This window comes from Streptomyces sp. NBC_00433, from assembly GCA_036015235.1.
Classification (GTDB): Bacteria; Actinomycetota; Actinomycetes; order Streptomycetales; family Streptomycetaceae; genus Actinacidiphila.
In genome coordinates this window covers 1,548,848-1,574,108 of record CP107926.1, presented here as the reverse complement: position 1 = coordinate 1,574,108, position 25,261 = coordinate 1,548,848, and the positions used below count along the sequence as shown (strand labels likewise).

Genomic DNA, 25,261 nt, shown 5'->3' with positions numbered 1-25,261 from the left:
CGACTCGGCTGCCAATTAGGAATTGCGACTCGATCGCTCCGTAGGGAATCGACAGCGACGTCGTCCGTGGCACGAACGCACTGTCCGACGCACGGAGGAACCGAGTGGCCGCCATCTGGGCCGGTATCGACGCAGGTAAGACCCATCACCACTGCGTGGTGATCGACGAGACCGGGGGTCGGCTGCTGTCGCGACGCGTCGCTAACGACGAGCCGGAACTGCTCCAACTGCTCGCCGACGTCTTGGCTCTGGGCGACGAGGTGACCTGGGGCATCGACCTCGCCGACGGCGGTGCCGCCCTGGCCATCGCCTTGCTCCTCAACCACGGCCAACGCACCTACTACATCTCTGGGCGAGCCATCCACCGCGCCTCCGAGGGCTACCGCGGCGAAGGCAAGACTGACGCCAAGGACGCGGCCGTCATCGCCGACCAGGCCCGCATCCGCCGCGACCTGCACCTCTTGCGGACTGGTGACGAGATCGCTACCGACCTGAAGCTGCTCACCGTCCACCGCTCGGACCTGGTCGCCGACCGCACCCGCACCGTCAACAGGCTCCGCGCCCACCTCACCGGTATTTTTCCGGCCTTGGACCGGGCACTGGACCTCACCAACACCGGACCACTGACCCTGCTGACCGGCTACCAGACCCCCGCCGCGCTTCGACGCCTCGGCCCCCGGCGGCTGGAGACCTGGCTGCGAAACCGCAAGGTTCGCGGCGCGGGCCAGATAGCTGAATCGGCGCTGGAGGCCGCTGGGAATCAGCACACCAGCCTCCCGGGCGAGAAGATGGCCGCACGGATGGTCCGCACCCTGGCCAGCCAGGTAATAGCGCTCAACCAGCAGATCGCTGAGATGGACAAGCTCATCGGCGCCCGATTTCGCGAGCACGGCCACGCCGAGATCCTCGCGAGCCTGCCGGGTCTGGGCCCCATCCTCGGTGCCGAGTTCCTGGCCGCCACCGGCGGCGACATGGACGCCTTCGGTAGTCCGGACCGGCTCGCCGGCTTCGCCGGCGTCGCACCCGCGCCTCGCGATTCGGGCAAGATCAGCGGCAACCTCCGCCGTCCGCAACGCTACAACCGCAAGCTCCAGCGGGTCTTCTACACCTCCGCGCTGATCAGCATCCGCTGCTGCGAGGAATCACGGCGCTTCTACGACCGCAAGCGCGCCGAGGGCAAGCGCCACACCCAGGCCGTCCTCGCCCTGGCGCGACGACGCGTCAACGTCATCTGGGCACTCCTGCGCGACCAACGCTGCTACCAGCCAGCACGGCCAGGGACGCCCGCACCTGCTGGGACGAGTTGAGCCTCGGTCAATTACTCCTTGGACTCGCCCGCACGGTTTCGATCTACGGCATGCTCTTTGCGATCTCGAATCCGGACATCTCATCCCAAGGAGTTGCGCTCCAGAGGTGGAGCAAGGCCTTCCAGATACGGTTGGCGAGCGGCCAGTCAGGAGTGTCCCCGGTGAGAGTGACCGTTGCGAGCAGGTCACAGCCCCAGATGCCCTGTTCGTCTCCAGGCGATGCAGCGATCACCGACTCCGCGATCCTCTCCACTCCTACGTGCAACTCAAGGGCCAGCCAGTCAGCCGTGGGATCCCCGGCAGGCCCCCTGGTCGCCAGCGAGCACACGGCAACCTCGTCCACGAACGGACCAGACCGTTGCGCCACTAGGAGATCACCAGCTGGCAGGAGTTCGTCCAGAAGGCGGCTGACCGCTGCCTGCCCGTTCTCCTCGTCCGACCGACAGAAGAACGTGAGTTGGTATGCCACGGTCGGATCCCGCCTCCCCCAACGACTCGTCCCGATCATGATAGAGGCCGTCGTTCCATACCCCTGGGACGCCAGGGCGGCGCTCGGCGTGGCCAGTGGGGCTTGACATACGGCATTAGGAATCAGTGGCAAACGATCAAACTTCGCTGGAACAGGACACGGGCGCGCAGGTGGTGTGACTGAGTGCTTCAGTCGGCGGGTCCCGCCGACTGAAGCACTCAGCATCCCTGCGTCCCCGGCTGGGACGGGAAGCCGTGGCGCGACGGTGGCAACCCAAACCCCTGGCAGCCGGCCCGGAAGATTTCAAGTCCAGTGAGACGGTCGTGACGTTATGGGGTTTGTGGTGTGGGGTCGCGGCGTTTGGCCGGGTCGTTGATCCACGCCTGCTGGGGTGTCCGGGGTGGTCGGGGGCGTCGGCCGAAGCGTTCGGGATGGCGGGCGGTATGCGTCGGCGAGGGTGACGGCCCGGTGGTCTCGGACCTCCTCGGCGGTGCCGAAGTGCATGCTGGCGGGCGTGTGCCAGCCGATGCCCGAATGCCGGTGCTCGTGGTTGTAGTACGCGATGAACGCCTCGAACCACTCGCGGGCGTGGGCCAGCGAATCGAACTGCTCGGGGTGGTCGGACATGTACTTCACGGTCTCGCTCGGGCGGGGGCCGCAGACGGCGGTAGTGGGTGGTCCGGGAGCGGCCGGTCAGCCGGCAGGCCGCCGTGACACCGGGCTTGTCACCGATGCCGGTGAACGCGTCGTCGACCACCGGTTCGGCGGCAGCGTTCAGTCCGCGCTCTCGGAGATCGTTTCCAAGAGCGCGGAAGCTTTTCCCATGACCTCCAGCGCAGCCTTGTTCCGGGCCGGTTCCTTCTCCAGCCGTTCCACCTGGCGGCGCAGCCTCTCGTTCTCCGCCCCGGCAGCCGGCCTCTTCGGCCTCGCCGGGCTGGTGCGCTTGTCGACCAGCTTCTCCAGGGCCCCGGCGTCCCGCGCGGCCCGCCATTCCTTGACGCGCGAGTGGTACAGGCGTTCGCGGCGCAGGACCGCACCCTTCTCGCTGTGGGGTGCGGCGTCGTACTCGGCCACGATCCGTAGCTTGTACTCGGGGCTGAGGGTGCGGCGCTTCGGCCGCGCGGCCGGGTCGGGTCCGGCAGGCGTGGTGCTGGTCATGAGGGGGTGGGTCTCCTGTCGTGCCCTCTCAAGCTAACCCGACGAAGCGGGACGTCTCACTCAAGGCTGACAGAGAGGGGTCGATCCGGGCATAGAGTGCTGTCGCGAAAGTGTCCAGGTTTGTCTTCGCACACTGACCATGGGCGCCTTCGCGCCACATCCGCAGGCGAACCCTTGGACCGGAGTTGGGGAGATTCTGCGAACCGTCCGGCCCGAAGGGTACTCCTTGCTAATGTCCGTCACCCGGAGTGAGGCTGCGGGAGAACGGGGGGCGGGCCGAGTGGAGCCGTTCTAGGGAAAGACCGCGCGTCCGCGCCGTATCGAGACGGGCGAGGAGACGTACGGCTCCGGGGACACCAAGCAGCAGGCCACGCGCTTCTACCTCGACGAGCTGCTCGACGACGTGGCCGAGCGCGCCCTTCGGCACGGCAGCAGCCGGCCGCACCCCCCGGTGCGCCTGCTGCGGTGCCGGCGCAGGAACGCGAAGGCGTTGGTCGCGGTGAGGTAGGCCAGGCGTAGCAGCACGACAGATCATGATGCCGCTCATGCCCCGGGGAAGGCAGGCAGGCGATCGACACCGTGACCTGCGCGGATGAATTATCGGTACCTGCAGACCGGGACCAGCGCCACCATCCCCGACACGCAGGCCGCGGTCGCCCTGGAATCGTCGGGCAGAGCACACACCCGCCTCGCGATACCCGCGATACCTACGCGCCCCGGCCGATCGTCGGCCGGGGCGCGCTGTCACACGAGGCGAGGGCCGGTTCAGCGGCGCGTACGGAACCGGCACGGCCATTGCGGCACTCTGATTCCATGGGGCTGAAGTCCCATAGAGGCAGGCCAACTCCTGTGAGGCAGCCGTGAGTCACGATCCGGTAGTGACCAACTCCGAGTTCTACAAGGTGATCTTCGAGAACGACCGCGTCCGCGTCCTCGAATACCGGGACCAGCCGGGCGGCAGGACCACACCCCACGACCACCCCGACAGCGTCATGTACACCCTGACCTCCTTCGCCCGGCGGCTCACCTCCGGCGACCAGCAGCGCGATCTGGAACTTGAGGCCGGCCAGGCACGCTGGATCGGAGCACAGGAGCACGCCGGGGAGAACATCGGTGACACCGAGACACATGTGATCTTCGTGGAGCTGAAGGAACCCGCGCCCGCGCCCCAGGCCCAGAGCCCGTTGGGGCCCAGCCGGACCTGACCGGAAGCCGGGCTGCCGACAGCGGCCGGGCGGATGTGATGCCTGACCTCGGCGGGACACTCGCGCAGGGCCCGGCCCCTGCGCGGTGGCGCCGTACGCCACACCGGCCCCGCCCGCCGTACTCGCCGCCACCGGTTCGCTGGCCCAGGGGCGCGGGACGTGTGCGCGGTGCATCCGTGGGCGGGAGGGCCGTGCCCGGGTCGCGCTACAGCGGGCGCTGGTGGCCGTCCTGCCCGCTGACTGACGGCTATTGCGGCGAGAGCCGCCGGCCTGGTGTGTTCCGGCGGCGGCTCCAGCGGAGCAGTTCGTCGGCTCCCCAGACGATGAAGGGGAACGGGGCGATGACGGCCAGTTGTGCGGCGCTGAGGGAGGCGGTGCCGAAGATGTGCTGGAGCGGGGGCGTGTAGATGACAGTCGCGGTGAAGGCCAGTTCGAAGGCGATGCCCCACAGCAGGAGCGGGTTGGAGCGCAGACCGATGGTGAACAGGGAGGCGTGGTCGGTTCGGGCGGCGAAGGCGGTGCCGATCTGGCAGGCGACGATGCCGGCGAAGGTGATGGTCGTGGCCTGCAGGTAGGCGTGGTGCAGGGCCGCTCCGCCGTCGGTGGCGTCGCCGGGGTACCATCCGGCGCGCCAGAGGGTGAAGAAGAAGCCGCCCATGACGAGCGCTGCGGAGATGGTGCCGAGGAAGAGCCAGGCGCGGATGAGCAGCGGGCGGTCGATGACGCCGGCGGTGCGGGGGCGCGGCGGGCGGTTCATCAGTCCGGGTTCCGCGGGTTCGCGTCCCAGCGCCAGGGCGGGCAGAGTCTCGGTGCCGAGGTCGACGGCGAGGATCTGCAGGACGGTCAGCGGCAGGGGTATCGCGCCGCCGGAGAGGGCGAAGACGAGGAAGGGCACGACCTCGGGGACGGCGTGGGCGAAGATGTAGAGGACGAACTTGCGGACGTTGTCGAACACTCTCCTTCCCGCGTCGACGGCGGAGACGATGGTGGCGAAGTTGTCGTCGGTGAGCACCATGGTCGCCGCTTCGCGGGCGACGTCGGTTCCCGAACGGCCCATGGCCACCCCGATGTCCGCGTGCCGCAGGGCCGGTGCGTCGTTGACGCCGTCTCCGGTCATCGCCACCACTTCGCCCCGGGCGCGCAGCGCTTCGCAGATCCGGAGTTTTCCTTCCGGGGAGGTCCGGGCGAACACGATCTCCTGGTCGGCGGAGACCAGGGTGTCCAGGTCGGTGTCGCTCATCGCGTCCAGTGCCTCGCCGGCGACGACGGGGCTGCCCTTGTCGCCGATGCCGACCTGCCGGGCGATCTCGGCGGCGGTCAGTCCGTAGTCACCGGTGATGACGTGGATACGTACCCCCGCGCCGTGGGCGGCCTTGACCGCTTCGGCGACGCCCGCGCGGGGCGGGTCGGTCATCGCGACCAGGCCGATCAGGGTCAGTCCGGTCTCCGCCCGCGTCCGGTCGTCGGGTACCGCTTGGCCGGCGGGGAGGACCCGCTGGGCCACGGCGAGCACCCGCAGGCCCGACGCGGCGTAGCGGTCGATGACGGCGCCCAGGTCCGTGCGGGCAGTCTCGTCGAGGTCCTGGTCCTGCCCGCCGGCGTCCAGCAGGCGGGTGCAGCAGGGCAGTACGGCCTCGGGTGCGCCCTTGGTGTGCACGACCGCGCCGCCGGCTCCGTGTGCGGTGCCAGCCCGGTCGTCGGCTGCCGTGCCCGCGTCGTCGTCCACGGTCGACATGCGCTTGAGATGGGCGTCGAAGTGGAAGACCGCCCTTCGTGCGGCCTTGCGCCGTGCCGGGGTGACCGCCACGCCCAGGTCCGATGCCAGCCGCAGCAGGGCCAGTTCGGTGGGGTCGCCGCTGCCGCCGGACTGGTTCCCGCCCGGGGCGTCGGCCGTCGTGCAGGCGGCGCCGGCTGCGGCGAGCAGCCGGGCTCGCGGATCGTCTCCGGCGCGGGCGGCGTCGAGTTCGGCGCCGGGCAGCCACATCCGGGTGACCCGCATCCGGTTCTCGGTGAGCGTGCCGGTCTTGTCGGTGCAGATGACCGTGGTCGAGCCCAGGGTCTCCACCGCGGAGAGCCGTTTGACGACGGCTCCTCCACGGGCGAGTTCGCGCACACCACCGGCCAGGGCCAAGGTGATGGTGGGCAGCAGGCCCTCGGGCACGTTGGCGACGATCAGGCCGATCGAGAAGCTGATCGCGGCGCTCCAGCCGAGTCCGGCTGCGACGCCCACGGGCAGGAAGGCCGCTCCGATGAGCACCGCGACCACCGCGATGATCCAGGTGGCCCGCCTGACCTGCTTCTCCAGAGGGCTGCGTTCGGTCGTATCGCGCTGGGAGAGTGTCGCGATCCGCCCCAGCTCGGTGTGCATGCCGGTACGGGTGACGACTGCTTCGGCCTCGCCGGCGCCGCAGGTCGTGCCGCTGAAGACCAGCTCCAGGGCTTCGAGCAGGGGCCCGGCCGCTGGGCCCGGGTCGGCGGAGCGGCTCACCGGGAGCGATTCGCCGGTCAGCGAGGACAGGTCCAGCTGGACTGAGCCGTCGATGATGCGCGCGTCCGCGCAGACCCGGTCGCCTTCGGCGATGACCAGGATGTCGCCGGGCACCAGGTCGCGGGCCGCGATCTCGCAGCGCGTCCCGTCTCTGACCACTCGGGCGGTGGCGGGCAGGAACGCGGCCAGCGCCTCGACGGCGCGTTCGGCCTGCATCTCCTGGGCGAAGGCGAAGCCGGCGTTGAGCAGGATGACGGCGATCACGGCGACGGACAGGGCCGGGGTGCCTCCCGCCCAGGCCAGGACCGCCGCCAGCATCAGCAGGATCGCCAGCGGCTGGGTGAACTGGGACAGAAGTTCACCCGGCCAGCGGCGCCCTTCGCGGCGAGTCAGCTCGTTCGGCCCGTAGACACGTTGCCTGCGGGCGGCCTCGCGGCCGGCGAGTCCTTCCCTGGACGTGCGCAGATCGCGGAACAACTCGGCGGGCTGCCGGCGCTCGTCCCCGTCCTCGGCGTTGTCCGGATCAGGCAGTACCGGCGGTTTCGGCGGGCCTGTTCCGTTCGGCAGGTCGATGCCGGCTGACAGCACCATGGGGGTGTCCTCCTGGACTCTTCGGCGGAGCGGGGAAAGCGGCGGTCACTGCGCGGCCGACGCCGCACTCGCGGCGTCCTGCGGTACGACGACGACGGGGCAGGGTGCGTGCTGGACGCAGTGCTGGCTGACGGACCCGAGCAGGACGCCGGCGAAGCTGCCGTGTCCCCGGGTTCCCACCACCAGCAGGTGGGCGCCGCGTGCGGCATCCCTGAGCACCTGGGCCGGATGGCCCTCGATCACCCGGGTCGTCACCTCGGCGTTGCTGCCGGTCTCCGCGGTGACGCGGGCCACCGTTTCCACCAGGGCCTTCTCGGCGGCCGCGGAGAAGTTCCCGCCGTCCGGTACGGACGGCAGGTAGCCCCAGGAGTAGCCGTACATGTCGGGGTACTGCCACGCGGTGACCGCCTGGACCGACGCGCCCTGCGCCGGCGCGTGTGCCAGCGCCCAGCGCAACGCGGTCTCGGAACCGGGCGAACCGTCCACTCCTACGACGACGCGCGGAATCTGCGGTGCGGGCTGATTCATCATGGGAACTCCTAATGATCGGTGGTGATGGGCTTTCGGGGACCGTGCGGGCGGAGAACGCTCGGCCGGCGCACCGGGACCGGATGCGCGGTGATCGTGGTCCCGGCGCTGCCGTCCAGGACCGCGGCGGCCTGGGACAGGGAGCCGATGGCCGCTCTGCGGCCGGTCGTGGTGACGAATCGGGCGCAGGCGTTGATCTTGGGGCCCATGGAGCCGGCCGGGAAAGTGGGGATCGCGGCCAGGTCGTCCACGTCGATGCGCTTGCGGAGCGTCGCCTGCGGCGTGCCGAAATGGCGCATGACACCCGGCACGTCCGTGAGGACGAGCAGCCGGTCGGCGCGCACGGTGATGGCGAGGAGCGCTGCGGTGAAGTCCTTGTCCACGACGGCTTCGACGCCGCGGATCCGGCCGTAGCCGTCCTCGGTGACCGGCACGCCCCCGCCGCAGACGATCACAGCCTGCTGCCTGAGCAGATGGGTGAGGGTGGCCTGTTCGAGGATGCGCTCCGGACGGGGTGAGGGGACGACGCGCCGCCAGTGCTCCCCGTCGAGGCCGATGTTCCAGCCATGGAGGTCGGCGAGCCGGCGGGCATTCGGCTGGTCATGGACCGGTCCGACGAACTTCGTCGGCCTGGCGAAGGCCGGGTCCGAGGCGTCCACGACCGTCTGGGTGAGGATGCCGAGGACCGGCTTGGTCACCCCGGCGTTGCGCAGTTCCTGGACCAGCCAGTAACCGATGATCCCCTGGGTCCGGGCGACCAGTACGTCCAGAGGGTAAGGGTGTGTCAGGGACGCATCGTTCTCGCTCTCCAGAGCGAGCATGCCGCCGTGCTGTCCGTTGCCGTGACAGACAATCAGCTCGTGGTGTGCGGCGAGCGGGGCGAGGGCCTCGGCGGCGGTACGGATGTGGCCGAGCTGGATCGCGGCGTCGGGATTCTCGCCGCGCCGCAGCAGGGCGTTGCCGCCGAGGGCGACGACGATGCGCACGTCAGTCGCCCAGGGCTGCGACGAGGACGGCCTTGACGGTGTGCAGGCGGTTCTCTGCCTGGTCGAAGACGACCGACGGCAGGCGCAGCGGGATGCGTGTCTTCCACTGCCGATGACCTGCGCGGTGGCCGTCGGCAGTACGAACCGGCGCTGCCGCGCCGCCGTCTGCCGTCTTCGCGGTCTCTGGAATCGGGGTTTCTTCGGACGCCTCGCTGTTCACCTGCGTACTCAATTGAGCTCTTCCTCGCTTCTGTTCTCCTGCGGAACGGAGGACCTGGCGGCAGACACACCATTCCTGTCTCGGCAAGGGCGCCGAGAGCCGGCGGCTGCCTCACACCAGCGCGTCGGCACCGTTCAGCGCAGCGGAGGTGTCGGTCTTCGCGCGGACGCTCGGCGGCACGGGGCCTGCGGCGGCGGCCGTTTCACGGGCGAGGAAGGATCCGAGCTCGCCGATGGTGCTCATCAGGGGTGCGGGGAAGACGACCGTCGTGTTCTTGTCGACGCCTATCTCGACCAGGCTCTGCAGGTTGCGGAGCTGGAGCGCCAGCGGGTGCTCCATCATGATGTCGGAGGCGTCGCCGAGCGCGGCCGCGGCCAGCGATTCGCCTTCGGCGTTGATGATCTTCGCTCGCTTCTCCCGCTCCGCTTCCGCCTGGCGGGCCATCGCCCGCTTCATGCTGTCCGGCAGCTGGATGTCCTTGAGCTCGACCAGGGTGACCTCCACGCCCCATTCGGTGGTCGTCACGTCGAGAATCTCGCGGATGTCCAGATTGATCCGGTCCGTTTCCGAGAGCGTCTGGTCGAGGGTGTTCTGGCCGACGACCTTGCGCAGAGTCGTCTGCGCGATCTGGTTGATCGCCGTGTGCACGTCCTCGATCGCGATGACGGATTTCCTGGCGTCGGCTACCCGGAAGTAAGCCACGGCCGAGACGTCGACGCTCACGTTGTCCCGGGTGATGATGCCCTGGGACTGGATGGGCATGGTGACGGTCCGCAGTGACACCCGGTGCAGGACGTCGACGAACGGGACGATGAACCGCAGCCCTGGTGAACGTGTCCCGACCAGACGCCCGAACCTGAACAGCACCCCCTGCTCGTATTGCTTGACCACCTTGACCGCCATGGCGACGGCCACGATGACCAGGACGGCCACGATTACCAGAAGGACAACCAGAAGTGCCATGGTGCTGCTCCTCAGAAAGGGGGATGCACAGTTCGTGTGCGTGTTCCGGGATCGTGCTGCCTTCACATCAGGATTGCTCGGTGTCCGTGCGCCCGGCAGGGGCCGAACGGTCCACGAACGCGTCACGTGGGCAGTGGCCCAGCATCCGGTGGACGCTCAAGTGATCGTCCGGCGATGAGCTCGCACACGCTCCGGATGTATGTCTCCTCCAGCGGAGTCGCCCAGGTGTGCACGTCCAATGCGCGCAGCCTCCTGAGTTCGACGGGGTCCGGCACCTACTCGGCCCGGCCGGTGACGACCACACTCCATCCGCTGCGTGCCTCCTCGTTGAAGCAGTCCGCCTCGAAAGCGACGACCGCGCGGTCTACTTCGACGGCCATTCGGGAGGTTTTGGAGGTGCGGACGGCAATGGCGGAGCCCTGATCCAGGACATACCTGACCGGGAGGATCGCAGGCAGGGCGTGGTGCGTGAAGACGATGCGCCCGATCGTGATCGTCGCTAGCAGCCTCATACACTCCTGGGCGCCCAACTCGCGATATGCCGTCGGTGGTGAAGACTACGTCGGATGGTGGACGCTTCGACGCGGTGGCCGAGGCGGCGCAGTTCGCCCTGGATGCGGGTGTAGCCCCAGGTCGGGTTCTCTTCGGCGAGGCGCAGGATCAGGGCGGTGAGTTCCTCGGAGATCGGTGGGCGTCCAGTCCGGGAGGGCTTCTGCTTCCACTTCCAGCGCAGCAGACGGCGGTGCCAGGACAGTAGTGTGCCCGGGGTGACGAGGCCGGTGGCGACGCAGCCTGCTCGCCAGGTGCCGGGCAAGGGCGGCGAGGATGGCGCGGTCCGGCCACATCAAGCGCGGCCGGCTGCCGAGTTGTCGACGAAGCACCGCGACCTCATGGCGCAGCACGAGGAGCTCAACGTCCTTGGCGTCCTGCGACCGTGACGGCAGCAGAAGCAGCCCGAGCAGCCGGACGAAGATCAGGTAGAGCACATGCAACGCCATGCGATCCGAGCATGCCGTGATCACCTGGAGCTGCAAAGAGCCTGATCAGGGACCATGCGCCAGTTTTGGCACCCCACAGGAGTTGACATCTCGCATGTAACGTCAACGATGCCCGTCGCCTGCCGTCACCACCGACTACGGAACAGAGTCGTCGCTGGACAGATCCTCCAATGAGGGCTCATGCAAGATCGAGGCTATGGCGTCAGTCAGTTGAAGCCGGTAGCGCGGTTCTCGCTGCGCGGGTCCGCCGCAGAGTGGTCGTCGGGTCCGGCTATGCGCGACTGGCGGCGCCAGGCCCGTGCGTGGTTGACCGCTTCCGCTGCGGTTTCGGTGTGGCCGTCCAGGTCGAGGGAGACCACCGCGGGTGAACCATCGGCGGGGCATCTGGCCTGCCATTGGCCGTTGGGGGCAGCGACTGCTGAGGGTGTCGCCGTGCTGTGCTGGCTGGGTACGGCCAGGCTCACCCAGTAGCTGTTGCTCGCGGCGTGTCCCTGTGTCTGGGCTTCGACATTGCCGGGCTGAACCCCTGTGGTGGAGAACAGGACGCAGTCGACGTCCAGGGCCTCGTACTCGGCGAACAGCTCCGCGTAGTGGATCTCCATGCCGAGCAGGAGGCCGAACCGGGCGCCGTCGAGGTCGAAGGTCACCGGTGTGCTGCCGGGCGAGTACATGTACAGCGCCTTGGTGCGTGACAGCCGGCGCTCGTCGTAGCGGGTGACCACTGCGCCGTGGTCGGAGATGACGTACAGGCTGTTGTGCGGTCGGTTGGCCCCGGTCAGGCGGTGCGGTGCGGCGATCACGCACCACAGTCGCAGCTCCGCGGCCAGGTCGGCGATCTCGGCGAGTTCCTGCTGCGCGACCGGCCACGGGTAGCGGTCCCAGTCTGCGGGGCCGACTGCCTCTGGGCCGGTGGCGGACATGATGCGCTTGTTCGGGAAGCAGATCGCGCCTTCCGGGAACTGAACGATCCTCGCTCCCTGGCCGCGGGCTTGACGCATCAGGGCACGAACCTGGCGCCCGCTTTCGCGCAGGGCGTCGATGTCGCGAGGGTCCTCGTGTGCCGGGGTCTGCGCGACAGCCAGCCGTACCGCCCCGGTGGCCCCGGCTGCCACTACCGCCGGCGGGGCATCGGCAGACGCGGGCGGAAGGAAGTGGCGCAGGGCGGCGGTGTAGGACTCTCCGGTCCGGGCGGCGCGAGCGCGTACCTGGCGCTTGAGATTGTGATGGGCGGTCATGGCGGCCTTCCACGCCTTGAGCGACAGCTCCCCGGCAACCTCGCCCGAGGCGATCGGGCTGCAACAGCGACCTGAGACTCCGGTCCCTTTGCCCCCCATGTCAGACCGCGCCGGGGGCGGTCGCGGGAGGTTGGGCGTAGGCCACGCCCCCGCTATCCTGCCGCCGTCCTGCCGAGATGCGCAAGCAGACTCGCGGCCGCGCGTTCGATTCCAGTCTTCGCCGTAGTGCTGTCGGATCAGAAGTGACTGACAACTGCTGTCCGATCTCGGGTTCTGGATCACTCTTGGTGCCAGAGCCACGGAGGGTCACCAACCCCGCGGTCATGACAGGTCGTGACCCACGACCTGCGCCTGCCCACGGGGCTACCCAGCCTTCACCGAGCGGTACTCGGCGCGGTCCGTGCCGGCGACGGCGCGAAGGTCTAGGCGATCCGGGATTACGGGTTGCGCGATCTCGCCGCAATGGCTACTTATCGGTCCCGGTGTAGGAGATGGGGGGGAAGGCCACGGCCGTGTCGACTCCCAGTCGGTGAAGGCAGCCGAGACCGTCGGCAAAGCCTCCCGCGGCTACGACGCTGCCAAGAAAACAAACGGTCCCAAACGCCACCTGGTGGTCGACACCCACGGCCTTCCGCTGCTGGTCATCGTCACCCCCGCCGACATGGCCGACCGCGACGCGGCCAAGGAAGTCCTCTTCCGGCTCCGGCTGATGCACCCCGAGATCACCATCGTCTGGGCCGACTCCGCCTACGCCGGAAAACTCGTGACCTGGGCGAAGAAGTACCTCAACCTCACCATCAAGACCGTCAGCCGCCCCAAGGACACCACCGGATTCAACGTCCTGCCCCGCAGATGGGTCGTCGAGCGCACGCACGCCTGGATCATGCACGCTCGCCGACACGCACGCGACTACGAACGCCTCGTCCAGCATTCCGAAACTCTCATCACCTGGGCCGCCGTCACCCTCATGACCCGCCGCCTCACCCGCACCCCGGCCCGCGCCCGCGCCAAGCCCGCCCCCAGCACGCCGGCGCCCAGGGCGAACCAAGCGCCGCGTGAGGACACCGGTGCCAGGAACCCGCCGTCTCGGGGCCGCGTCCCCGCTGCCGGCGGCGGCAGGGCAGCCGCCGAAGCGCGGCTGCCCTGCCAGAACCCCATCCCGACAGCCGCGGAGCCCGGACCGGTAGGGCGCGAGCGGTTGCTGATGTGGTCCCACCCGGCTCCGAGGTTCAGAGGCGTTCAGTCAGCAGCTCTCGCGCCTCGCAGGCGCCGTGACCAAACCCGATGGTGCTCAGGCCTACTTATTGTCGATTCTTCCAGTGAACTCCAGGATCGTGGCCGCGAGTGCTTCAGGAGCTTCCTGCGCGATGAGGTGGCCGACCCCCTCAAGATGCACCGCGGTGACCTCGCCGGCGGTCACCTGACGGAAGGTCATCTCGGTGATCCTTCCATGGGCGGCACCCTCAACGGTGAGTACCGGGACGGCGATCGGGTGTGACTCGGCCAGAGCCTTGGTTGCGCCTTCGTCGGAGAAAAGGCCTCGGTAAAGACCTTCCGTACCTCGCCAGGCGTTCGGGCGCGCGTAGCTTCGAACGAACTCGTCGACGTCGCTTTCGCCAATGGAACCCTTCGTCCCGTTCATCATCGGGAAGGCCCAGTCGGTCAGGAGTTCGCGCTCGTGGCCCGGAAGGAGCATTCCGGGTATGCCTGGAGTGCCGAGGAATCCGACGTGCCAAGAACCGTGGTTGTTCACGTCGGCAAGAGCCTCGAGTCCGAAACCGGCCAGGGCCGTCTCGATTCCGGTGAAGCTGATGACGTCCTCGGGGCGCGTTGCCGCGAAGCGGAAGCCTGTGCCGCCGCTGATGTCCTGGCAAAGGATGTGAACGGGACCCGCGCCGATGTGCTCGACGAGATGATGCAGGTCCTCGGCTGCGACCGCCTCGCCGTACTCGGTGTCGGCGTTGCTGGAGTCGCCGAACCCGCGGAGGTCGAGGGCGAAGACCCGGTGGTTCTGCGCAAGCAGCGGAATCAGCTTGCGGAACGCCCACCAGGTCTCCGGCCAGCCGTGCACCAGGAGGATCGGAGAGCCGTTGGTGCCGGCGGAGACATAGTGCAGTCGCGTTCCGTTGACGTCGGCGAGGTGATGCGTGACGCCGGGAAGGGTCGCGCCGGAGGGTGTGGTTGTGGTCACGTGAACTCCCAAATGGGCAACCTGGTTGCCAACCAAGGTAGGCAACCAGGTTGCCTTTGTCAAAGGTGGCCGTATGCTGGCTGCATGTCCAGATCAGGCGCCGATCTCGCCCTGCTCCTGCTCGCCAGCTTCCGCACTCTGGCGGATCGAGCCACGGCCGAGCTCGCCGAGCGCGGGTACGAGGACGTACGGCCGGTGCACGACTTTGCCCTCCACTCGATATTGTCCGGCGCCGACAGCGCCTCCGAACTCGCTCGCAGAATGTCGGTGACGAGACAAGCGGCCGCAAAGACGATCGCCGCACTGGAGGAACGCAATTACGTAGCGCGCCAACCTGACTCGACCGATCGTCGACGGACGCGACTTCGCGTCACCGAGCACGGACTCGCAATGTTGCAACAGGGCGAAGCGATCTTCGACGAGCTGCGTGAGCAGTGGGAGAAACAGGTGGGTGCGGCGTCACTCTCAGCACTCGAGGTGACACTCCGATCGCTCGTGGGGGACAGTGCGATCCGGCTCGATTCACCGGGCTGGATCGCGCGCGACCCGGACGTGTAGTAGGCCCTCCCGTACCTCCCGTATCACGCCGCTCCACCGCTCGAAGTGAACGGACGAACGAAAAATCTGCAAGGAATACTCGTTCGCTCCCGCGCAAGATCGGCGGCTGATATTTCAGAGGACAGAAACAGGCACTGGCGTATGCAGTCGTGGGTGCGGCGTTCAGGCATGCCCGGCATGATCGGCAGCACCGGGGCGAACCGGTCCAGTCAGGGCGCCGGGTTAGGGTGCACCCATGGAAAGGATCTTGGTGGTAGGTGTTACCGGTGCGGGCAAATCCACGCTCGCCCAAACCTTGAGCAGTCGTCTGGGCCTGCCCTACCACGAGATGGACGCGCTGTACTTCAACGGCCCCAACTGGGCCATCAACAACAAATTGACCGAAGACGTATCAAGGCTCACCACCGAGCCTCGCTGGATCATTGACTCTATCGGCTATCCGGAATTCCGTGACCTGCTGTGGGACCGGGCCGACACCGTGATTTGGCTGGACTATCCCAAACGCGTCATCATGCCCCGCGTATTGCGCCGGTCCATCCGGCGCACCGAGAGCGCCGGCCGGTGGCACGGACGCCCCTTTCGACGGGCGGCGGATGCAGTCGACCGGGGCGGGCGCGGACGCGGGAGCCGTCCAGGCGCACGCGGGACCAGCCCAGCTCGCCCGTCAGATATCGGCCACAGCCCGCGTGCAACGCAGCGTCCCTGCCGAGGTTCTGCGGTTCCTGATCACCGAGGAGGTCACCGACCGCGACGCCGCACCTGGCGCCTTCGGTTGACGACACCGCGCCCGGCAGGAACGGTCTTCCGTCCCAGGACGGGTCCCACCAGGGCGGTCCCACCAGGGGCGTTCGGGGCACGCGCGGTCTCGATACCCCGGCGGAGACCCCTCGGCCCGCAGGGCGACGTGGACACCGGCGCTGTCGTCCGGGGCCGGTCATCTTCAGCGCTTGAGACCGAAGAGCGCTGTCGCATTGTCGGAGGAGAACTTCTGCCGGTCCTCGTCGGACGCGAAGTGTCCGAGGAAGGAGGTGATCTCGTCCTGGGTGGGGTGCTGGAAGGGGTAGTCGGTGGAGAAGATCAGCCGGTCGATGGTGGTCACCGACAGGGTGTGTCGGAGCAGCGCGGGGTTGAGCATGCCGGAGGTGGTGATGTGGAAGTTCATTCGGATGCAGTCCGCGACGGAGCGTTGCAGACCGGCGACGCGGGAGAGGCTGTCGGCCCGGTCGAGCCAGAACAGCAGCATTTCGCCCCAGTGGCCGAGCACGATCTGAAGGGTGGGGTGCCGGTCGAAGGTGCCGCGCAGGATGAGCCGGAGCGCCGCGGTCGCGGTGTCGAGGTGCCATCCCCATCCGAAGGTGGCCAGAGCGAGGTCGGGCAGTTCGCCGAGGCCTCGGTAGGAGGCGTCGCGCACGGCGTCCGAGGGGATCTGCGGGTGGATGAAGACCGGCTGGCCGAGTTCCGCCGCGGCGGCGAAGAATCCGTCGTAGGCGGGGTCGTCGAGGAAGCGGTCGCCGGAGCGACCGTAGACCATCGCACCGACATGGCCCAGGCCCTTGGCTCGCACGAGCTCGTCGACGACGTGCTCCGGGGAGGACATGGGCAGGGTCGAGAGCGCCCGGAACCGCGTCGGGTGCTCGTCGACGGCCGCAGCGGCCGTGTCGTTCGCGGCGCGGCTCAGGTCCCGGGCCGGGCCTGCGGAGAGCGGGTGGGTGCCGGGCGGGGTCAGGGCGAGGATCGAGAGGTCGATGCCCTGGGCGTCCATCGCGGCGATCCGGTCCTCTCCGAGGTCCTCCAGGCGCTGACGGTGGTCGCCCATGTCGTTGAAGGCGAGGCTCTGGTCCGGCCGCGGCAGGACCTTGAGCGCGGACGTGAGATCCGGGGCGGCCCAGTGTTCTTCAATGGCGACGAGAGTCATGGTCTTTCGTCCTTCGCTCGGGCGGGCAGCACGACCGGCCTGGCCCCACCGGTACCTGTCAATTGACAGCAATAATTGACGAGACTAAATTACCTGTCAAGCGATAGCAATCAGGGATGAGAGCGGGGTTCTGGCAGATGAACGACGAGGAGACTCCGAGGCTGTTCGAACTCGCCGATCTCATCCTGGCGGTGAGCCGGCACATCGGAGCGTCGAAGGAGGGCGAAGTCGAGTCGGGGACGCCCCTGGAGGGAGCGGTGATGCGCTATATCGACCGCAATCCCGGCACAACGGCCGGCGCGGCCGCCGAAGCCACTCGGATGATCTCCAGCAACTTCGCGCGGGCGGTACGGCGCCTGGAGAAAGGGGGCCTGGTGCGGCGCGAAGCGGATCAACACGATGCGCGGCGGGTGCTCCTGTATCCCACCGAGAAGGCGCAGGAGAACCTGCAACGACTGCGCGAGGTCTGGAGCCACCTCCTCGAGGAAGCGGTGACTGATTCCGACGAGATCGATGCCGTGATCTCGACGCTGCGGAACATCGAGACCAGGCTGACCGCCCGGCCCCGCCCCGGGGCCCGATAGATCCGGCGGCTGCGCCGCGTCCCACCTGCCAGGACGCCGCTTCGGGACCCGGCCTGCCTCGCCACCCACCCGCAGCAGGCGCTCAAGGTGCCACGTGGAGCATGTCAGTGAATTCGTGCAAGTCGTTCGAGGTCACTGACACGCCCGTGCCGGACGGCTCCGGCCGATCGCCCGCTCGCAGCCGCCCGGACAGGAGGAGTCAGCGCAGGGCGGCTGTGATCACGTCGGCGAGGGCGGTGGTGGGCCGTCCGATCAGGCGGCGCAGGGGGCCGGTGTCGGTGAACAGTTCGCCGCGGCCCAGGCCGAGGTCGGAGTCGGCGAGGATCCGGGCCAGTTCGGCGGGCACGCCGGCGCCGGTCAGCGTCTGGGCGAATGCGTCCGCGGGAAGATCTGTGTAGGCGATGGGCGTGCCAGTCGCGGCCGAGGCGGTGGCGGCGAGTTCGGCCAGGGTGAACGCCTGGTCGCCCCCCAGCTCGTAGACGGCGCCGGTATGGCCTTCGGCGGTCAGGACGGTCGCGGCGGCCTCGGCGTAGTCGGCGCGGGTCGCGGCGCTGACCGTGCCCTCGCCGGCCGCTCCGAGGAAGGTGCCGTGCCGGAGAGCCAGGGGCAGCTGGTCGGTGTAGTTCTCCAGGTACCAGCTGTTGCGCAGCACCACGGCTGGAGCGTCGCACTCGCGCAGGTACTCCTCAGTGGCGCGGTGGGTGCCGGCGAGGATCGTGCGGGCTGTGTCGGCCCGCGTCATGCTCGTGTACGCGATCAGGGAGACCCCGGCCGTCAGTGCTGCGTCGATGGCGCGGCGGTGATGGGCCAGGCGCTCGTCCACGGGGACCGAGGCCGAGATCAACAGTAGCTTCCCGGCCCCCGCGAAGGCCGCCGAAAGGCTGTCGGGGTCGGCGAAGTCCGCCCGGCGCGTCACGACACCACGGTCAAGAAATGAGGTGGCAGCGGTGACGACTGGTGAGGCTGTGACCGACGCGACATCGTCGTGGGACCCGTACGAGCAAGGCTGCCCGTCACGGGACCTGCTCGACCGGATCGGCGACAAATGGTCGATCCTCGTCCTCGGTGAACTCGGCGAACACGGGACATCCCGGTTCACCGAGCTGCGCAAGCGCCTGTCGGGGGTCAGCGAGAAGATGCTCACCCAGACGCTTCGCGCCCTCGAACGCGACGGCCTGGTCCTGAGAACGGTCCACCCGGAAGTGCCAGTGCGCGTCGAGTACAAGCTGACCCCGCTCGGACACACGCTGCGCGGTCCCCTCAGGGGGCTCACGGAATGGTCCCTGCAGCACATGGCCGAGGTCCTCGCAGCCCGCGAGGCATACAGCACCCGCGCCCAGCAGACCGGCTGAGCCCTGACTCGCAGAGGGCAGCGCCCGGCTCGGCACCTCCGAGCCCACTCCGCTCAGTTCCGTCAGCATTTGCCGTCCGGCCCCGCTGAGCACGAGTTCCGCAGGCGCGCGCCACGCCGCTCTCGCGCCGGGGGACGGGAGTCCATGACCGTGAAATCCGGGTGGCTTCGCCGGCCAGGTCATCGTCGAACCCGACGACCACCTCCAGCTCGGCGATCGTCCCGTCCTCGCCGTCGATGGCTCGCAGGGTGTGGGGCATCGCGCGGGCGGCGTGGCGATGATGAACGCGTCCTTTGCGTCGGTTTTGGCCTCCGCGGTAGACGGCCGGGTGACGGCGGTGGCGTGGTGTTCGCCCTTGCCGACGTCCAGGCCGAGGAAGACGTCGATGTCGCCGGGCCCGGTGACACCACCCCCCGGATCATGAACAACAAGGGGGGACAAGGTCTGTCAGGTTTTCCAGATCCCCGCTCGGGACCGGCTGGTCCTGGCGTGGGTGGCGAAGCCATCGAGGGGGTCTGTTCAGCGGACTTCGGCGCCGAGGGCGATGTCGAAGCCGGCGCCGTTGCGGGCCAGCCCCATCAGCAGGATGCCGGTCCATTCGAGGACCGAAGCCATCTTGAGCCCTCCCGTGTCGAGGGGCCGCAAGCCGATGCTCTCCAGAAACGCCGCGACTTGGGCCTTCGCTGCGACGTCGTCGCCGGCAACAAAGACGTCCAGGGGCGTGTCGTGAGCGAGGACGTGGCCGAAGACCGAGTTCAGCGCCTTGACGACGGGTGTGCCCTTGGGGGCGGCAGCAGCGATCTCCTGGGCCGCCGAGCTGTCCGGGGTGGTCGCGAGTCCGCTGGCGTCGGCGTTGAAGGGATTGGAGATGTCGACGAGGATCTTGCCGGCAAGCGCGTCGCCGTAGCCAGTGACCACGTCGACTGCGCCGGTGTACGGGACGGCCACGATGACGATGTCACCTGCCGGCGTTGCGCCGAGCGCGCCGACGGTGGCTCCGTGGCCGATCTGGTCGGCCAGCGCCTGAGCTTTGGCGGTGTTGCGGCTCATGAGCTCGATCGCGTGGCCGTGCTTGGCTGCCCGGGTGCCGATGGCGGTGGCCATGTTGCCCGAACCGACGATGCTGATGGTGGTCATGACGTGTTCCTTTGCTGTCTATGGAGCTGCCGGTAAGGAGTGCGTTGCCGGTCTGATCGGCTGCATCAAGCGCTTCGGCCACGCAGCATTGGCTCGCGGACTAGTTGCGCTCGCGGGCGACGTGCTCGCGTACCGCGGGGATGGTTTCAGCGGCGAAGCGCTCGATGACGTCCTGGTCGTCGCTGGCCAGAATGAAGATGCTGACGCCATCCTCGACGGCCAGCCGGGTCAGTGCCTCCGGAGTCTGCTGGCCCGGGAAGATGTTGAGTAGACGGGTGATCTCGCGGGGATCGCGGCCGGCGGTCCGGGCGGCATCGTCGATGATCGCGTTTCCCTTGGACACGCCGCCCGGCGCCATCATCGGCAGCGACGGCAGCCAACCATCGGCCTTGCGTCCCACCAAGCCCTGCATCTTCGGCTTGTGGGCGCCGAGCCAGATCGGGATCTCGTGGGCGGGCGCGGGTCCACGCTCGGCGCCGTGGACCGAGTAGAACTCGCCGTCAACATCCACGCCGCCGGGCCCGTCGGCATCCCAGACCCCGCGGATGATGTCGATTGCCTCGTCAAGTGCCGCAACACCCTGTAGCGGGGTCAGCCGCCGTCCGCCGATCGCCTGCACGGCATCCCAGTAGAAGCCGGCTCCGAGTCCGAGGCTGGTCCGTCCACCGGAGAGAAGGTCGAGGCTGGCCGCCGCGCGGGCGAGTACGGCGGGGGGCTGACGCAGCGGCAGGTTCAGCACGTTGCCGGACACTCCGATGCGCTCGGTCCGCGCGGCCACCCAGCTCAGCAGAGTCCAGGTATCGAGAAAGCTCGACTGGTAGGGATGGTCCTGGAAGGTGACGAAGTCGAAGCCGAGCCGCTCACTTAGCTGCGCCAGCTCGACCGGACGGTTCGGCGGGGAGTTGGTGGGACCGATGAATGTTGCGAAACGCAGGGGATGACCGTAGTCAGGCACAGATGTCTCCTTCAGTCGTTCGTTCGCGGTCAGCCGCGACGTCGTCGCGCACAGGTTGTCGTCAGATCAGGGCGCTGACGATTTCGTCGAGAGGCTCGGGCTGGCCGGCCTCGTGGTGAAGGCTGGTGCCACCGCGGATCAAAGCACCGCGGAGGACAGCGGCGGCACCAGCGGGGTCAGGGTGACCGCCGAACTCCAGCCGCCGGTCCGGGCCTTGGCCGATCCGAAGACCAACTCGCAGATTGCCGCCGAGCCGACGACAGTGCTCGGCACGGAAAGCTTGGGCCTGTCGGGTTCGGGGGAGTTGTGCGGCGCCGGCTGACGTAGTCGGTCGGCAACCCACCGAGCAGCAGGCCGATGGCGCCACCGACGGCGGAGGCAATCGCGAAGCCCAGCACGTAAGCAGTGATGACCCACTGCCGGTTGGCGTTCAGAGAAGCCCAGGTCGGCCTGCGCCGAAGGCAAGGCCGCGTTCACGACAGTCGCGTCCAGCAGGGTCATGATCTGGGCGATCACGACGATGCCCCGAGCCGTCCACCGCCGCTCGTAGTAGGGATTGTGCGTAACCGAAGGTTGTGCCGCGTCGGCTTTCGCGGCGACTGAGACGCCGGGGCCCTGGATGCCTGGTTGCTGCGCATTTTTCTCTGCTCCTCGTGCGGTCAGGCCGGAGCACCGACATGAGGCACTCCTCAGGTCGGCACTCGCCGTCAGATCTGGCTGAACCCGCCGTCGACGACGAGGTTCGCGCCGGTGATGAAGCCGGCGTCCGAGGAGGCCAGGAACAGCGCGGCAGCCCCGATCTCCTCGCTGGTTCCCAGCCGTCCCAGCGGGATGGCGGCGGTGATCTGTTTCCGAAACTCGGGGGATACGGTGCTGAAGAGCGCGGTGTCGATCGAACCGGGACTGACGACATTCACCCGGATACCGCGGACCTTCAGCTCCGCGGCCCAGGTGCGCGCGAGTGAACGGACGGCGGCCTTGCTCGCCGAGTAGACACCGGCACCGGGGACGCCCTTGGTCGCGCTGGTCGTGCCGTTCAGGATGATCGACGCACCGTCGCTCATCAACGGCAGCAAGTACTGAACGGTGAACACGGTGCCGCGGAAGTTCACGCCCACAATCGCATCGAACGTCTCCGGGGTGATGCTTCCCAACGGGTCGGACACCGACCCGAGGCCCGCGCTCGCAAAGAGGACGTCGACTCGTCCGTGGTGCTCCCGCACGGTCTCGGCCAAGCGAGCCAGGTCGCTCAGATTTCCCGAGTCCGCCTGTACGCCCGTCACATTGTGGCCGATGGCCGCGACCGCCTCGTCCAGTCTTTGCCTGTCTCGTCCGGTGATGAACACGTAGGCGCCTTCGGCGACGAACAACTTGGCCGTTGCCAACGCCATCCCAGAGGTTGCTCCAGTGATCACGGCGACCTTGCCATCAAGTTTGGGCATGTTGACCTTCATCTTCCTGTCGGCCGAACGACCGAACGGCCGTTCGGTGCGGGGACCTGCTAGGTGTGTGGGGCCGGCGGGGTGACGCCGCTCGTGCGAAGGGCTCCGCAAACGGGGCTGGTCTCCCGTTCGTGTCTGCATGCCTACCGTAGCAGATGCGTGCACGCGCATGTAAACGGGCGAGCATCCAATTTTCGGATATACTGCCGATCGTGAGGGCACCCGTGTCGCAACCGCGAATCATCTCCCCGGACCAGGTCAACGGCTGGTTCGCGCTGCTGTTCACCCACGCCACGGTCACCGGGCGGATCGACGCCGTGCTGATGGACCAGCACAAGATCTCGTTCAGCACCGTCGAGATCCTGTGCTGGCTCCTGGAGGCCGAGCCTCAGTCGGTTCGAGGTCTGTCTGGCCAACTCGTCAGCGTCAGCCCGACCAGAGCATCACGGTTGGTCCAGGAACTGATCGATGCGGGGCACCTACAACGTGGAGCCGACCAAGGCGACGGTCGGGTGTCGCTCATCAGCTTCACCAAGAGCGGACGGCACTTCGCCGAGACAGTCAGACGGACCTTCGAAGCTTCGGTCAAGAAATATTTCGTCGATCCGCTCAACGACGATGACATCGCTGCCATCTCCCGGATATGGGCCAAGCTGGAAAACGCAGAAGGTCCTAGCTGAGGGAATCCGATTCGCCCTGATCGCTGCCCCTCTCCCGGCGACACGAGACCGGTCGGCGGGGCATGCCATGATCAGCTGGAACCGCAAAGAGCCTGATCAGGGACCCTGCGCCAGTTTCGGCACCCCACAGGCACTGACACCTGACCCACAGCGGTAGCCGAACCCTCCGCCTCCGAGCTCGCCTCGGTGATCGAGGGCGTGCCGCGCGCAACGCGGACGGAGCGCCCGTCAAGGGCCCTCGCAGAGGCGCGGCACTTCGGCACCCCGCACTCGACGGGGATCCCATGCCTCCCCGTTGATCCGGGCGATGTGAGCGTTGACAATGGGACCTGGCCCTCTCCTTCGGGCCTTGTGCCGCAGCGACATCCCATGTATCACTCACTACGGTGTTGGCGCATCAACAGGACCTGCCAGCCCGTCTGGAGGGACAGCTGATGTCTGCCCCTTCCCTCTCCCCGCAGGACCGGGCCCGCCGGACGGGGCGACTCAGGGCCTTCTCCCCCCACTCAGCTCGGCCAGGAGGTCGACGAAACCATGACCCATGAGACAGTCCCCACAAGAGCGCGTGCCCTCCAGCGCCTGGCCGCGACTCCACGGGCGATAGCCCTGGCTTGCACCGGGCTTCTCCTGTCCCTCTTCGTCCCGCTGGTCGTCGCAGGCGGTACCCAGCCGGCGGCAGCGCTCGGCAATGGGCTGGCGCTCACGCCGCAGATGGGCTTCAACGACTGGAACGCCTACGGCTGCAATGTCTCCGAGTCGCTCATCAAGTCCACCGCCCAGGCCATGCACACCAACGGCATGCAGGCGGCCGGGTACACCTACGTCAACATCGACGACTGCTGGCTGACCCACTCCCGGGACTCCTCCGGCCGGCTGGTCCCCGACCCCGCCAAGTTCCCCGACGGCATCAAGGGCACCGCCGACTACGTCCATTCGCTCGGCCTGAAACTGGGCATCTACGAGGACGCCGGCACCGCCACCTGCGCCGGCTACCCCGGCAGCCTCGGCCACGAGACCGTCGACGCCCAGTCGTTCGCCTCCTGGGGCGTGGACTACCTCAAGTACGACAACTGCAACAACAACGGCGTCAACGCCCAGTCCCGGTACACCGCCATGCGCGACGCCCTGGCCGCGACCGGCCGGCCGATCGTGTACAGCCTGTGCAACTGGGGCCAGGACAGCGTATGGACCTGGGGGACGAACGTCGGCAACAGCTGGCGCACCACCGGTGACATCAACGCCAGCTGGTCCAGCATGCTGTCGATCTTCCACAGCAACGTCGGCCTGGCCTCCTATGCAGGACCCGGCCACTGGAACGACCCCGACATGCTCGAAGTCGGCAACAACGGACTCTCCACCACCGAAGCCCGCAGCGAGTTCAGCCTCTGGGCCGAGATGGCCGCACCGCTGATCGCCGGCACCAACATCGCCTCTGCCAGTGCCGACACCCTGTCGATCTACACCAACTCCCGGGTGATCGCGGTCGACCAGGACTCGCTGGGCCGGCAGGGCACCATGGTCTCCTCGTCGAACGGTCATGACGTGCTGGCCAAGCCGCTGGCCAACGGCGACGTCTCCGTGGCCCTGTTCAACGAGACGGGCTCCACCGCCACCATCTCCACCACCACCACCGCGATCGGCAAGGACGGCGGCGACGGAGTCTCCTTCTCCACCCTGACCGACCTGTGGTCGGGAGTCACCTCCACCAACAACACCGGCTTCATCAGCGCCTCCGTGCCGGCCCACGGCACAGTTATGTACCGCGTCAGCGACGGTGCAACCACCGGCGGCACGACGTCTGGCGGCACGACGACCGGGGGGACCACCACCGGTGGCACGACCGGTGGCACCACGGAAGGCGCCTGCACCGCCACGTACACCACCACCAACAGTTGGTCGGGCGGCTTCCAGGGAGAAGTCAAGGTGACGGCCGGCAACGCGCCCGTCAGCGGCTGGACCGTCGGATGGACCCTCGGCAGCGGGCAGAGCATCACCCAGGTGTGGAACGGCACCCTCACCACGAGCGGCTCGACGGCCAGGGTCACCAACGTCTCCTACAACGGATCACTACAGCCGTCCGCCTCCACCACCTTCGGCTTCCTCGCCAACGGCACCCCGAACACGCCCTCGCTCACCTGCACCAGCCCATGACACGGACTCCTCGGGTGAGGACGTACGACACGATCTGAAAGCGGACAGGCCCGACGCCTTCCCGACGGCGCCGAAGCCGGACAGGCAACATCCGGTTCTCGGCGCCGGCCGGTCGGCACGCCCGTCAGGAGCGGAACCGAGGCCGTCC

At 68.2% G+C, this 25,261-nt stretch carries 24 protein-coding genes and 6 pseudogenes; 11 read left to right on the top strand and 19 right to left on the bottom strand.

The window, feature by feature from the left end:
* The first annotated feature begins 104 nt into the window (after positions 1 to 104).
* The gene (locus OG900_06155) at positions 105 to 1,307 is read left to right on the top strand and encodes an IS110 family transposase (protein ID WUH89759.1); all 1,203 of its coding nucleotides are present in this window, start codon (positions 105 to 107) and stop codon (positions 1,305 to 1,307) included.
* Positions 1,308 to 1,350: 43 nt separating this feature from the next.
* On the opposite strand, the gene OG900_06150 is transcribed toward OG900_06155, so the two are convergent.
* The 4 genes and pseudogenes from OG900_06150 to OG900_06135 all read right to left on the bottom strand — a co-directional run bounded on the left by OG900_06150 (position 1,351) and on the right by OG900_06135 (position 3,459).
* Positions 1,351 to 1,776 (bottom strand): hypothetical protein, encoded by a 426-nt coding sequence (locus OG900_06150; protein ID WUH89758.1) that lies wholly within the window; start codon positions 1,774 to 1,776, stop codon positions 1,351 to 1,353.
* A gap of 303 nt (positions 1,777 to 2,079) precedes the next feature.
* A pseudogene (locus OG900_06145) lies at positions 2,080 to 2,451 on the bottom strand (integrase core domain-containing protein).
* Between the two features lie 99 nt (positions 2,452 to 2,550).
* Positions 2,551 to 2,934, bottom strand: coding sequence for a hypothetical protein (locus OG900_06140; protein ID WUH89757.1), 384 nt, complete (start codon positions 2,932 to 2,934; stop codon positions 2,551 to 2,553).
* Between the two features lie 378 nt (positions 2,935 to 3,312).
* Positions 3,313 to 3,459, bottom strand: coding sequence for a hypothetical protein (locus OG900_06135; GenBank protein WUH89756.1), 147 nt, complete (start codon positions 3,457 to 3,459; stop codon positions 3,313 to 3,315).
* Positions 3,460 to 3,812: 353 nt separating this feature from the next.
* Here OG900_06135 and OG900_06130 point away from each other — a divergent pair, with 353 nt between their 5' ends.
* A complete protein-coding gene (locus OG900_06130; GenBank protein WUH89755.1) occupies positions 3,813 to 4,139 on the top strand; it encodes a cytoplasmic protein in 327 nt (108 codons plus the stop codon).
* Positions 4,140 to 4,386: 247 nt separating this feature from the next.
* Here OG900_06130 and OG900_06125 read toward each other — a convergent pair whose 3' ends face one another.
* The 8 genes and pseudogenes from OG900_06125 to OG900_06090 form a co-directional block, all read right to left on the bottom strand.
* Complete coding sequence (locus tag OG900_06125) at positions 4,387 to 7,218, bottom strand: cation-transporting P-type ATPase (GenBank protein WUH89754.1); 2,832 nt, start codon at positions 7,216 to 7,218, stop codon at positions 4,387 to 4,389.
* A gap of 45 nt (positions 7,219 to 7,263) precedes the next feature.
* The gene (locus OG900_06120) at positions 7,264 to 7,746 is read right to left on the bottom strand and encodes a universal stress protein (protein WUH95633.1); all 483 of its coding nucleotides are present in this window, start codon (positions 7,744 to 7,746) and stop codon (positions 7,264 to 7,266) included.
* Between the two features lie 11 nt (positions 7,747 to 7,757).
* Positions 7,758 to 8,732, bottom strand: a complete 975-nt coding sequence (locus tag OG900_06115) for a carbamate kinase (protein WUH89753.1) — start codon at positions 8,730 to 8,732, stop codon at positions 7,758 to 7,760.
* 1 nt (position 8,733) lies between these two features.
* A pseudogene (locus tag OG900_06110) lies at positions 8,734 to 8,808 on the bottom strand (ornithine carbamoyltransferase, subunit I).
* A 255-nt stretch (positions 8,809 to 9,063) separates the two neighbouring features.
* Positions 9,064 to 9,915, bottom strand: a complete 852-nt coding sequence (locus OG900_06105) for a slipin family protein (protein ID WUH89752.1) — start codon at positions 9,913 to 9,915, stop codon at positions 9,064 to 9,066.
* A 275-nt stretch (positions 9,916 to 10,190) separates the two neighbouring features.
* The gene (locus tag OG900_06100) at positions 10,191 to 10,427 is read right to left on the bottom strand and encodes a pyridoxamine 5'-phosphate oxidase family protein (GenBank protein ID WUH89751.1); all 237 of its coding nucleotides are present in this window, start codon (positions 10,425 to 10,427) and stop codon (positions 10,191 to 10,193) included.
* Positions 10,428 to 10,468: 41 nt separating this feature from the next.
* Positions 10,469 to 10,913, bottom strand: a pseudogene (locus tag OG900_06095) (helix-turn-helix domain-containing protein).
* 206 nt (positions 10,914 to 11,119) lie between these two features.
* Entirely contained in the window at positions 11,120 to 12,148 is a 1,029-nt protein-coding gene (locus OG900_06090; protein ID WUH89750.1) for a carbon-nitrogen hydrolase family protein, read from the bottom strand.
* Between the two features lie 514 nt (positions 12,149 to 12,662).
* Here OG900_06090 and OG900_06085 point away from each other — a divergent pair.
* A pseudogene (locus OG900_06085) lies at positions 12,663 to 13,139 on the top strand (transposase).
* A 306-nt stretch (positions 13,140 to 13,445) separates the two neighbouring features.
* On the opposite strand, the gene OG900_06080 reads toward OG900_06085, so the two are convergent.
* The gene (locus OG900_06080; protein ID WUH89749.1) at positions 13,446 to 14,339 is read right to left on the bottom strand and encodes an alpha/beta hydrolase; all 894 of its coding nucleotides are present in this window, start codon (positions 14,337 to 14,339) and stop codon (positions 13,446 to 13,448) included.
* A gap of 84 nt (positions 14,340 to 14,423) precedes the next feature.
* On the opposite strand from OG900_06080, the gene OG900_06075 reads away from it, so the two are divergent.
* The 3 genes and pseudogenes from OG900_06075 (at position 14,424) to OG900_06065 (ending at position 15,673) form a co-directional block, all read left to right on the top strand.
* Entirely contained in the window at positions 14,424 to 14,897 is a 474-nt protein-coding gene (locus OG900_06075; protein WUH89748.1) for a winged helix DNA-binding protein, read from the top strand.
* Positions 14,898 to 15,132: 235 nt separating this feature from the next.
* A pseudogene (locus tag OG900_06070) lies at positions 15,133 to 15,444 on the top strand (adenylate kinase).
* 46 nt (positions 15,445 to 15,490) lie between these two features.
* Positions 15,491 to 15,673, top strand: a complete 183-nt coding sequence (locus OG900_06065) for a hypothetical protein (GenBank protein WUH89747.1) — start codon at positions 15,491 to 15,493, stop codon at positions 15,671 to 15,673.
* A gap of 164 nt (positions 15,674 to 15,837) precedes the next feature.
* Here OG900_06065 and OG900_06060 read toward each other — a convergent pair whose 3' ends face one another.
* The gene (locus tag OG900_06060; protein WUH89746.1) at positions 15,838 to 16,812 is read right to left on the bottom strand and encodes an amidohydrolase family protein; all 975 of its coding nucleotides are present in this window, start codon (positions 16,810 to 16,812) and stop codon (positions 15,838 to 15,840) included.
* Positions 16,813 to 16,949: 137 nt separating this feature from the next.
* Here OG900_06060 and OG900_06055 point away from each other — a divergent pair, with 137 nt between their 5' ends.
* Entirely contained in the window at positions 16,950 to 17,396 is a 447-nt protein-coding gene (locus OG900_06055; GenBank protein ID WUH89745.1) for a MarR family winged helix-turn-helix transcriptional regulator, read from the top strand.
* A 199-nt stretch (positions 17,397 to 17,595) separates the two neighbouring features.
* Here OG900_06055 and OG900_06050 read toward each other — a convergent pair whose 3' ends face one another.
* Positions 17,596 to 18,312 carry an NmrA family NAD(P)-binding protein gene (locus tag OG900_06050; GenBank protein ID WUH89744.1) on the bottom strand — a complete coding sequence of 239 codons (717 nt, stop codon included), beginning with the start codon at positions 18,310 to 18,312 and terminating at the stop codon, positions 17,596 to 17,598.
* Between the two features lie 31 nt (positions 18,313 to 18,343).
* Between OG900_06050 and OG900_06045 the strand changes: the two genes are divergently transcribed.
* Positions 18,344 to 18,748 carry a helix-turn-helix transcriptional regulator gene (locus OG900_06045; protein ID WUH89743.1) on the top strand — a complete coding sequence of 135 codons (405 nt, stop codon included), beginning with the start codon at positions 18,344 to 18,346 and terminating at the stop codon, positions 18,746 to 18,748.
* Between the two features lie 151 nt (positions 18,749 to 18,899).
* Here OG900_06045 and OG900_06040 read toward each other — a convergent pair.
* The 3 genes and pseudogenes from OG900_06040 to OG900_06030 form a co-directional block, all read right to left on the bottom strand.
* Positions 18,900 to 19,117 (bottom strand): annotated as a pseudogene (locus OG900_06040) (transposase).
* Between the two features lie 150 nt (positions 19,118 to 19,267).
* Entirely contained in the window at positions 19,268 to 19,885 is a 618-nt protein-coding gene (locus OG900_06035) for an NAD(P)-binding domain-containing protein (protein ID WUH89742.1), read from the bottom strand.
* Positions 19,886 to 19,985: 100 nt separating this feature from the next.
* Positions 19,986 to 20,840: an LLM class flavin-dependent oxidoreductase gene (locus tag OG900_06030; protein ID WUH89741.1), complete on the bottom strand. Its 855-nt coding sequence runs from the start codon at positions 20,838 to 20,840 to the stop codon at positions 19,986 to 19,988.
* A 55-nt stretch (positions 20,841 to 20,895) separates the two neighbouring features.
* Between OG900_06030 and OG900_06025 the strand changes: the two genes are divergently transcribed.
* Positions 20,896 to 21,162, top strand: a complete 267-nt coding sequence (locus OG900_06025) for a hypothetical protein (protein WUH96083.1) — start codon at positions 20,896 to 20,898, stop codon at positions 21,160 to 21,162.
* 385 nt (positions 21,163 to 21,547) lie between these two features.
* On the opposite strand, the gene OG900_06020 is transcribed toward OG900_06025, so the two are convergent.
* Positions 21,548 to 22,294 (bottom strand): SDR family oxidoreductase, encoded by a 747-nt coding sequence (locus OG900_06020; GenBank protein ID WUH89740.1) that lies wholly within the window; start codon positions 22,292 to 22,294, stop codon positions 21,548 to 21,550.
* A 200-nt stretch (positions 22,295 to 22,494) separates the two neighbouring features.
* Here OG900_06020 and OG900_06015 point away from each other — a divergent pair, with 200 nt between their 5' ends.
* Together OG900_06015 and OG900_06010 are read left to right on the top strand one after the other, a co-directional pair.
* Positions 22,495 to 22,962 (top strand): MarR family winged helix-turn-helix transcriptional regulator, encoded by a 468-nt coding sequence (locus OG900_06015; protein WUH89739.1) that lies wholly within the window; start codon positions 22,495 to 22,497, stop codon positions 22,960 to 22,962.
* A 534-nt stretch (positions 22,963 to 23,496) separates the two neighbouring features.
* Positions 23,497 to 25,113, top strand: a complete 1,617-nt coding sequence (locus OG900_06010) for a cellulose binding domain-containing protein (protein ID WUH89738.1) — start codon at positions 23,497 to 23,499, stop codon at positions 25,111 to 25,113.
* Positions 25,114 to 25,261 lie beyond the last annotated feature (148 nt).

Coding starts and splice junctions, on each gene's coding strand:
- OG900_06140 (WUH89757.1), bottom strand. CDS start 2,934: ATGACCAGCACCACGCCTGCCGGACCCGACCCGGCCGCGCGGCCGAAG.
- OG900_06125 (WUH89754.1), bottom strand. CDS start 7,218: ATGGTGCTGTCAGCCGGCATCGACCTGCCGAACGGAACAGGCCCGCCG.
- OG900_06120 (WUH95633.1), bottom strand. CDS start 7,746: ATGAATCAGCCCGCACCGCAGATTCCGCGCGTCGTCGTAGGAGTGGAC.
- OG900_06105 (WUH89752.1), bottom strand. CDS start 9,915: ATGGCACTTCTGGTTGTCCTTCTGGTAATCGTGGCCGTCCTGGTCATC.
- OG900_06100 (WUH89751.1), bottom strand. CDS start 10,427: ATGAGGCTGCTAGCGACGATCACGATCGGGCGCATCGTCTTCACGCAC.
- OG900_06090 (WUH89750.1), bottom strand. CDS start 12,148: ATGACCGCCCATCACAATCTCAAGCGCCAGGTACGCGCTCGCGCCGCC.
- OG900_06075 (WUH89748.1), top strand. CDS start 14,424: ATGTCCAGATCAGGCGCCGATCTCGCCCTGCTCCTGCTCGCCAGCTTC.
- OG900_06065 (WUH89747.1), top strand. CDS start 15,491: ATGCAGTCGACCGGGGCGGGCGCGGACGCGGGAGCCGTCCAGGCGCAC.
- OG900_06060 (WUH89746.1), bottom strand. CDS start 16,812: ATGACTCTCGTCGCCATTGAAGAACACTGGGCCGCCCCGGATCTCACG.
- OG900_06055 (WUH89745.1), top strand. CDS start 16,950: ATGAACGACGAGGAGACTCCGAGGCTGTTCGAACTCGCCGATCTCATC.
- OG900_06035 (WUH89742.1), bottom strand. CDS start 19,885: ATGACCACCATCAGCATCGTCGGTTCGGGCAACATGGCCACCGCCATC.
- OG900_06020 (WUH89740.1), bottom strand. CDS start 22,294: ATGAAGGTCAACATGCCCAAACTTGATGGCAAGGTCGCCGTGATCACT.
- OG900_06010 (WUH89738.1), top strand. CDS start 23,497: ATGACCCATGAGACAGTCCCCACAAGAGCGCGTGCCCTCCAGCGCCTG.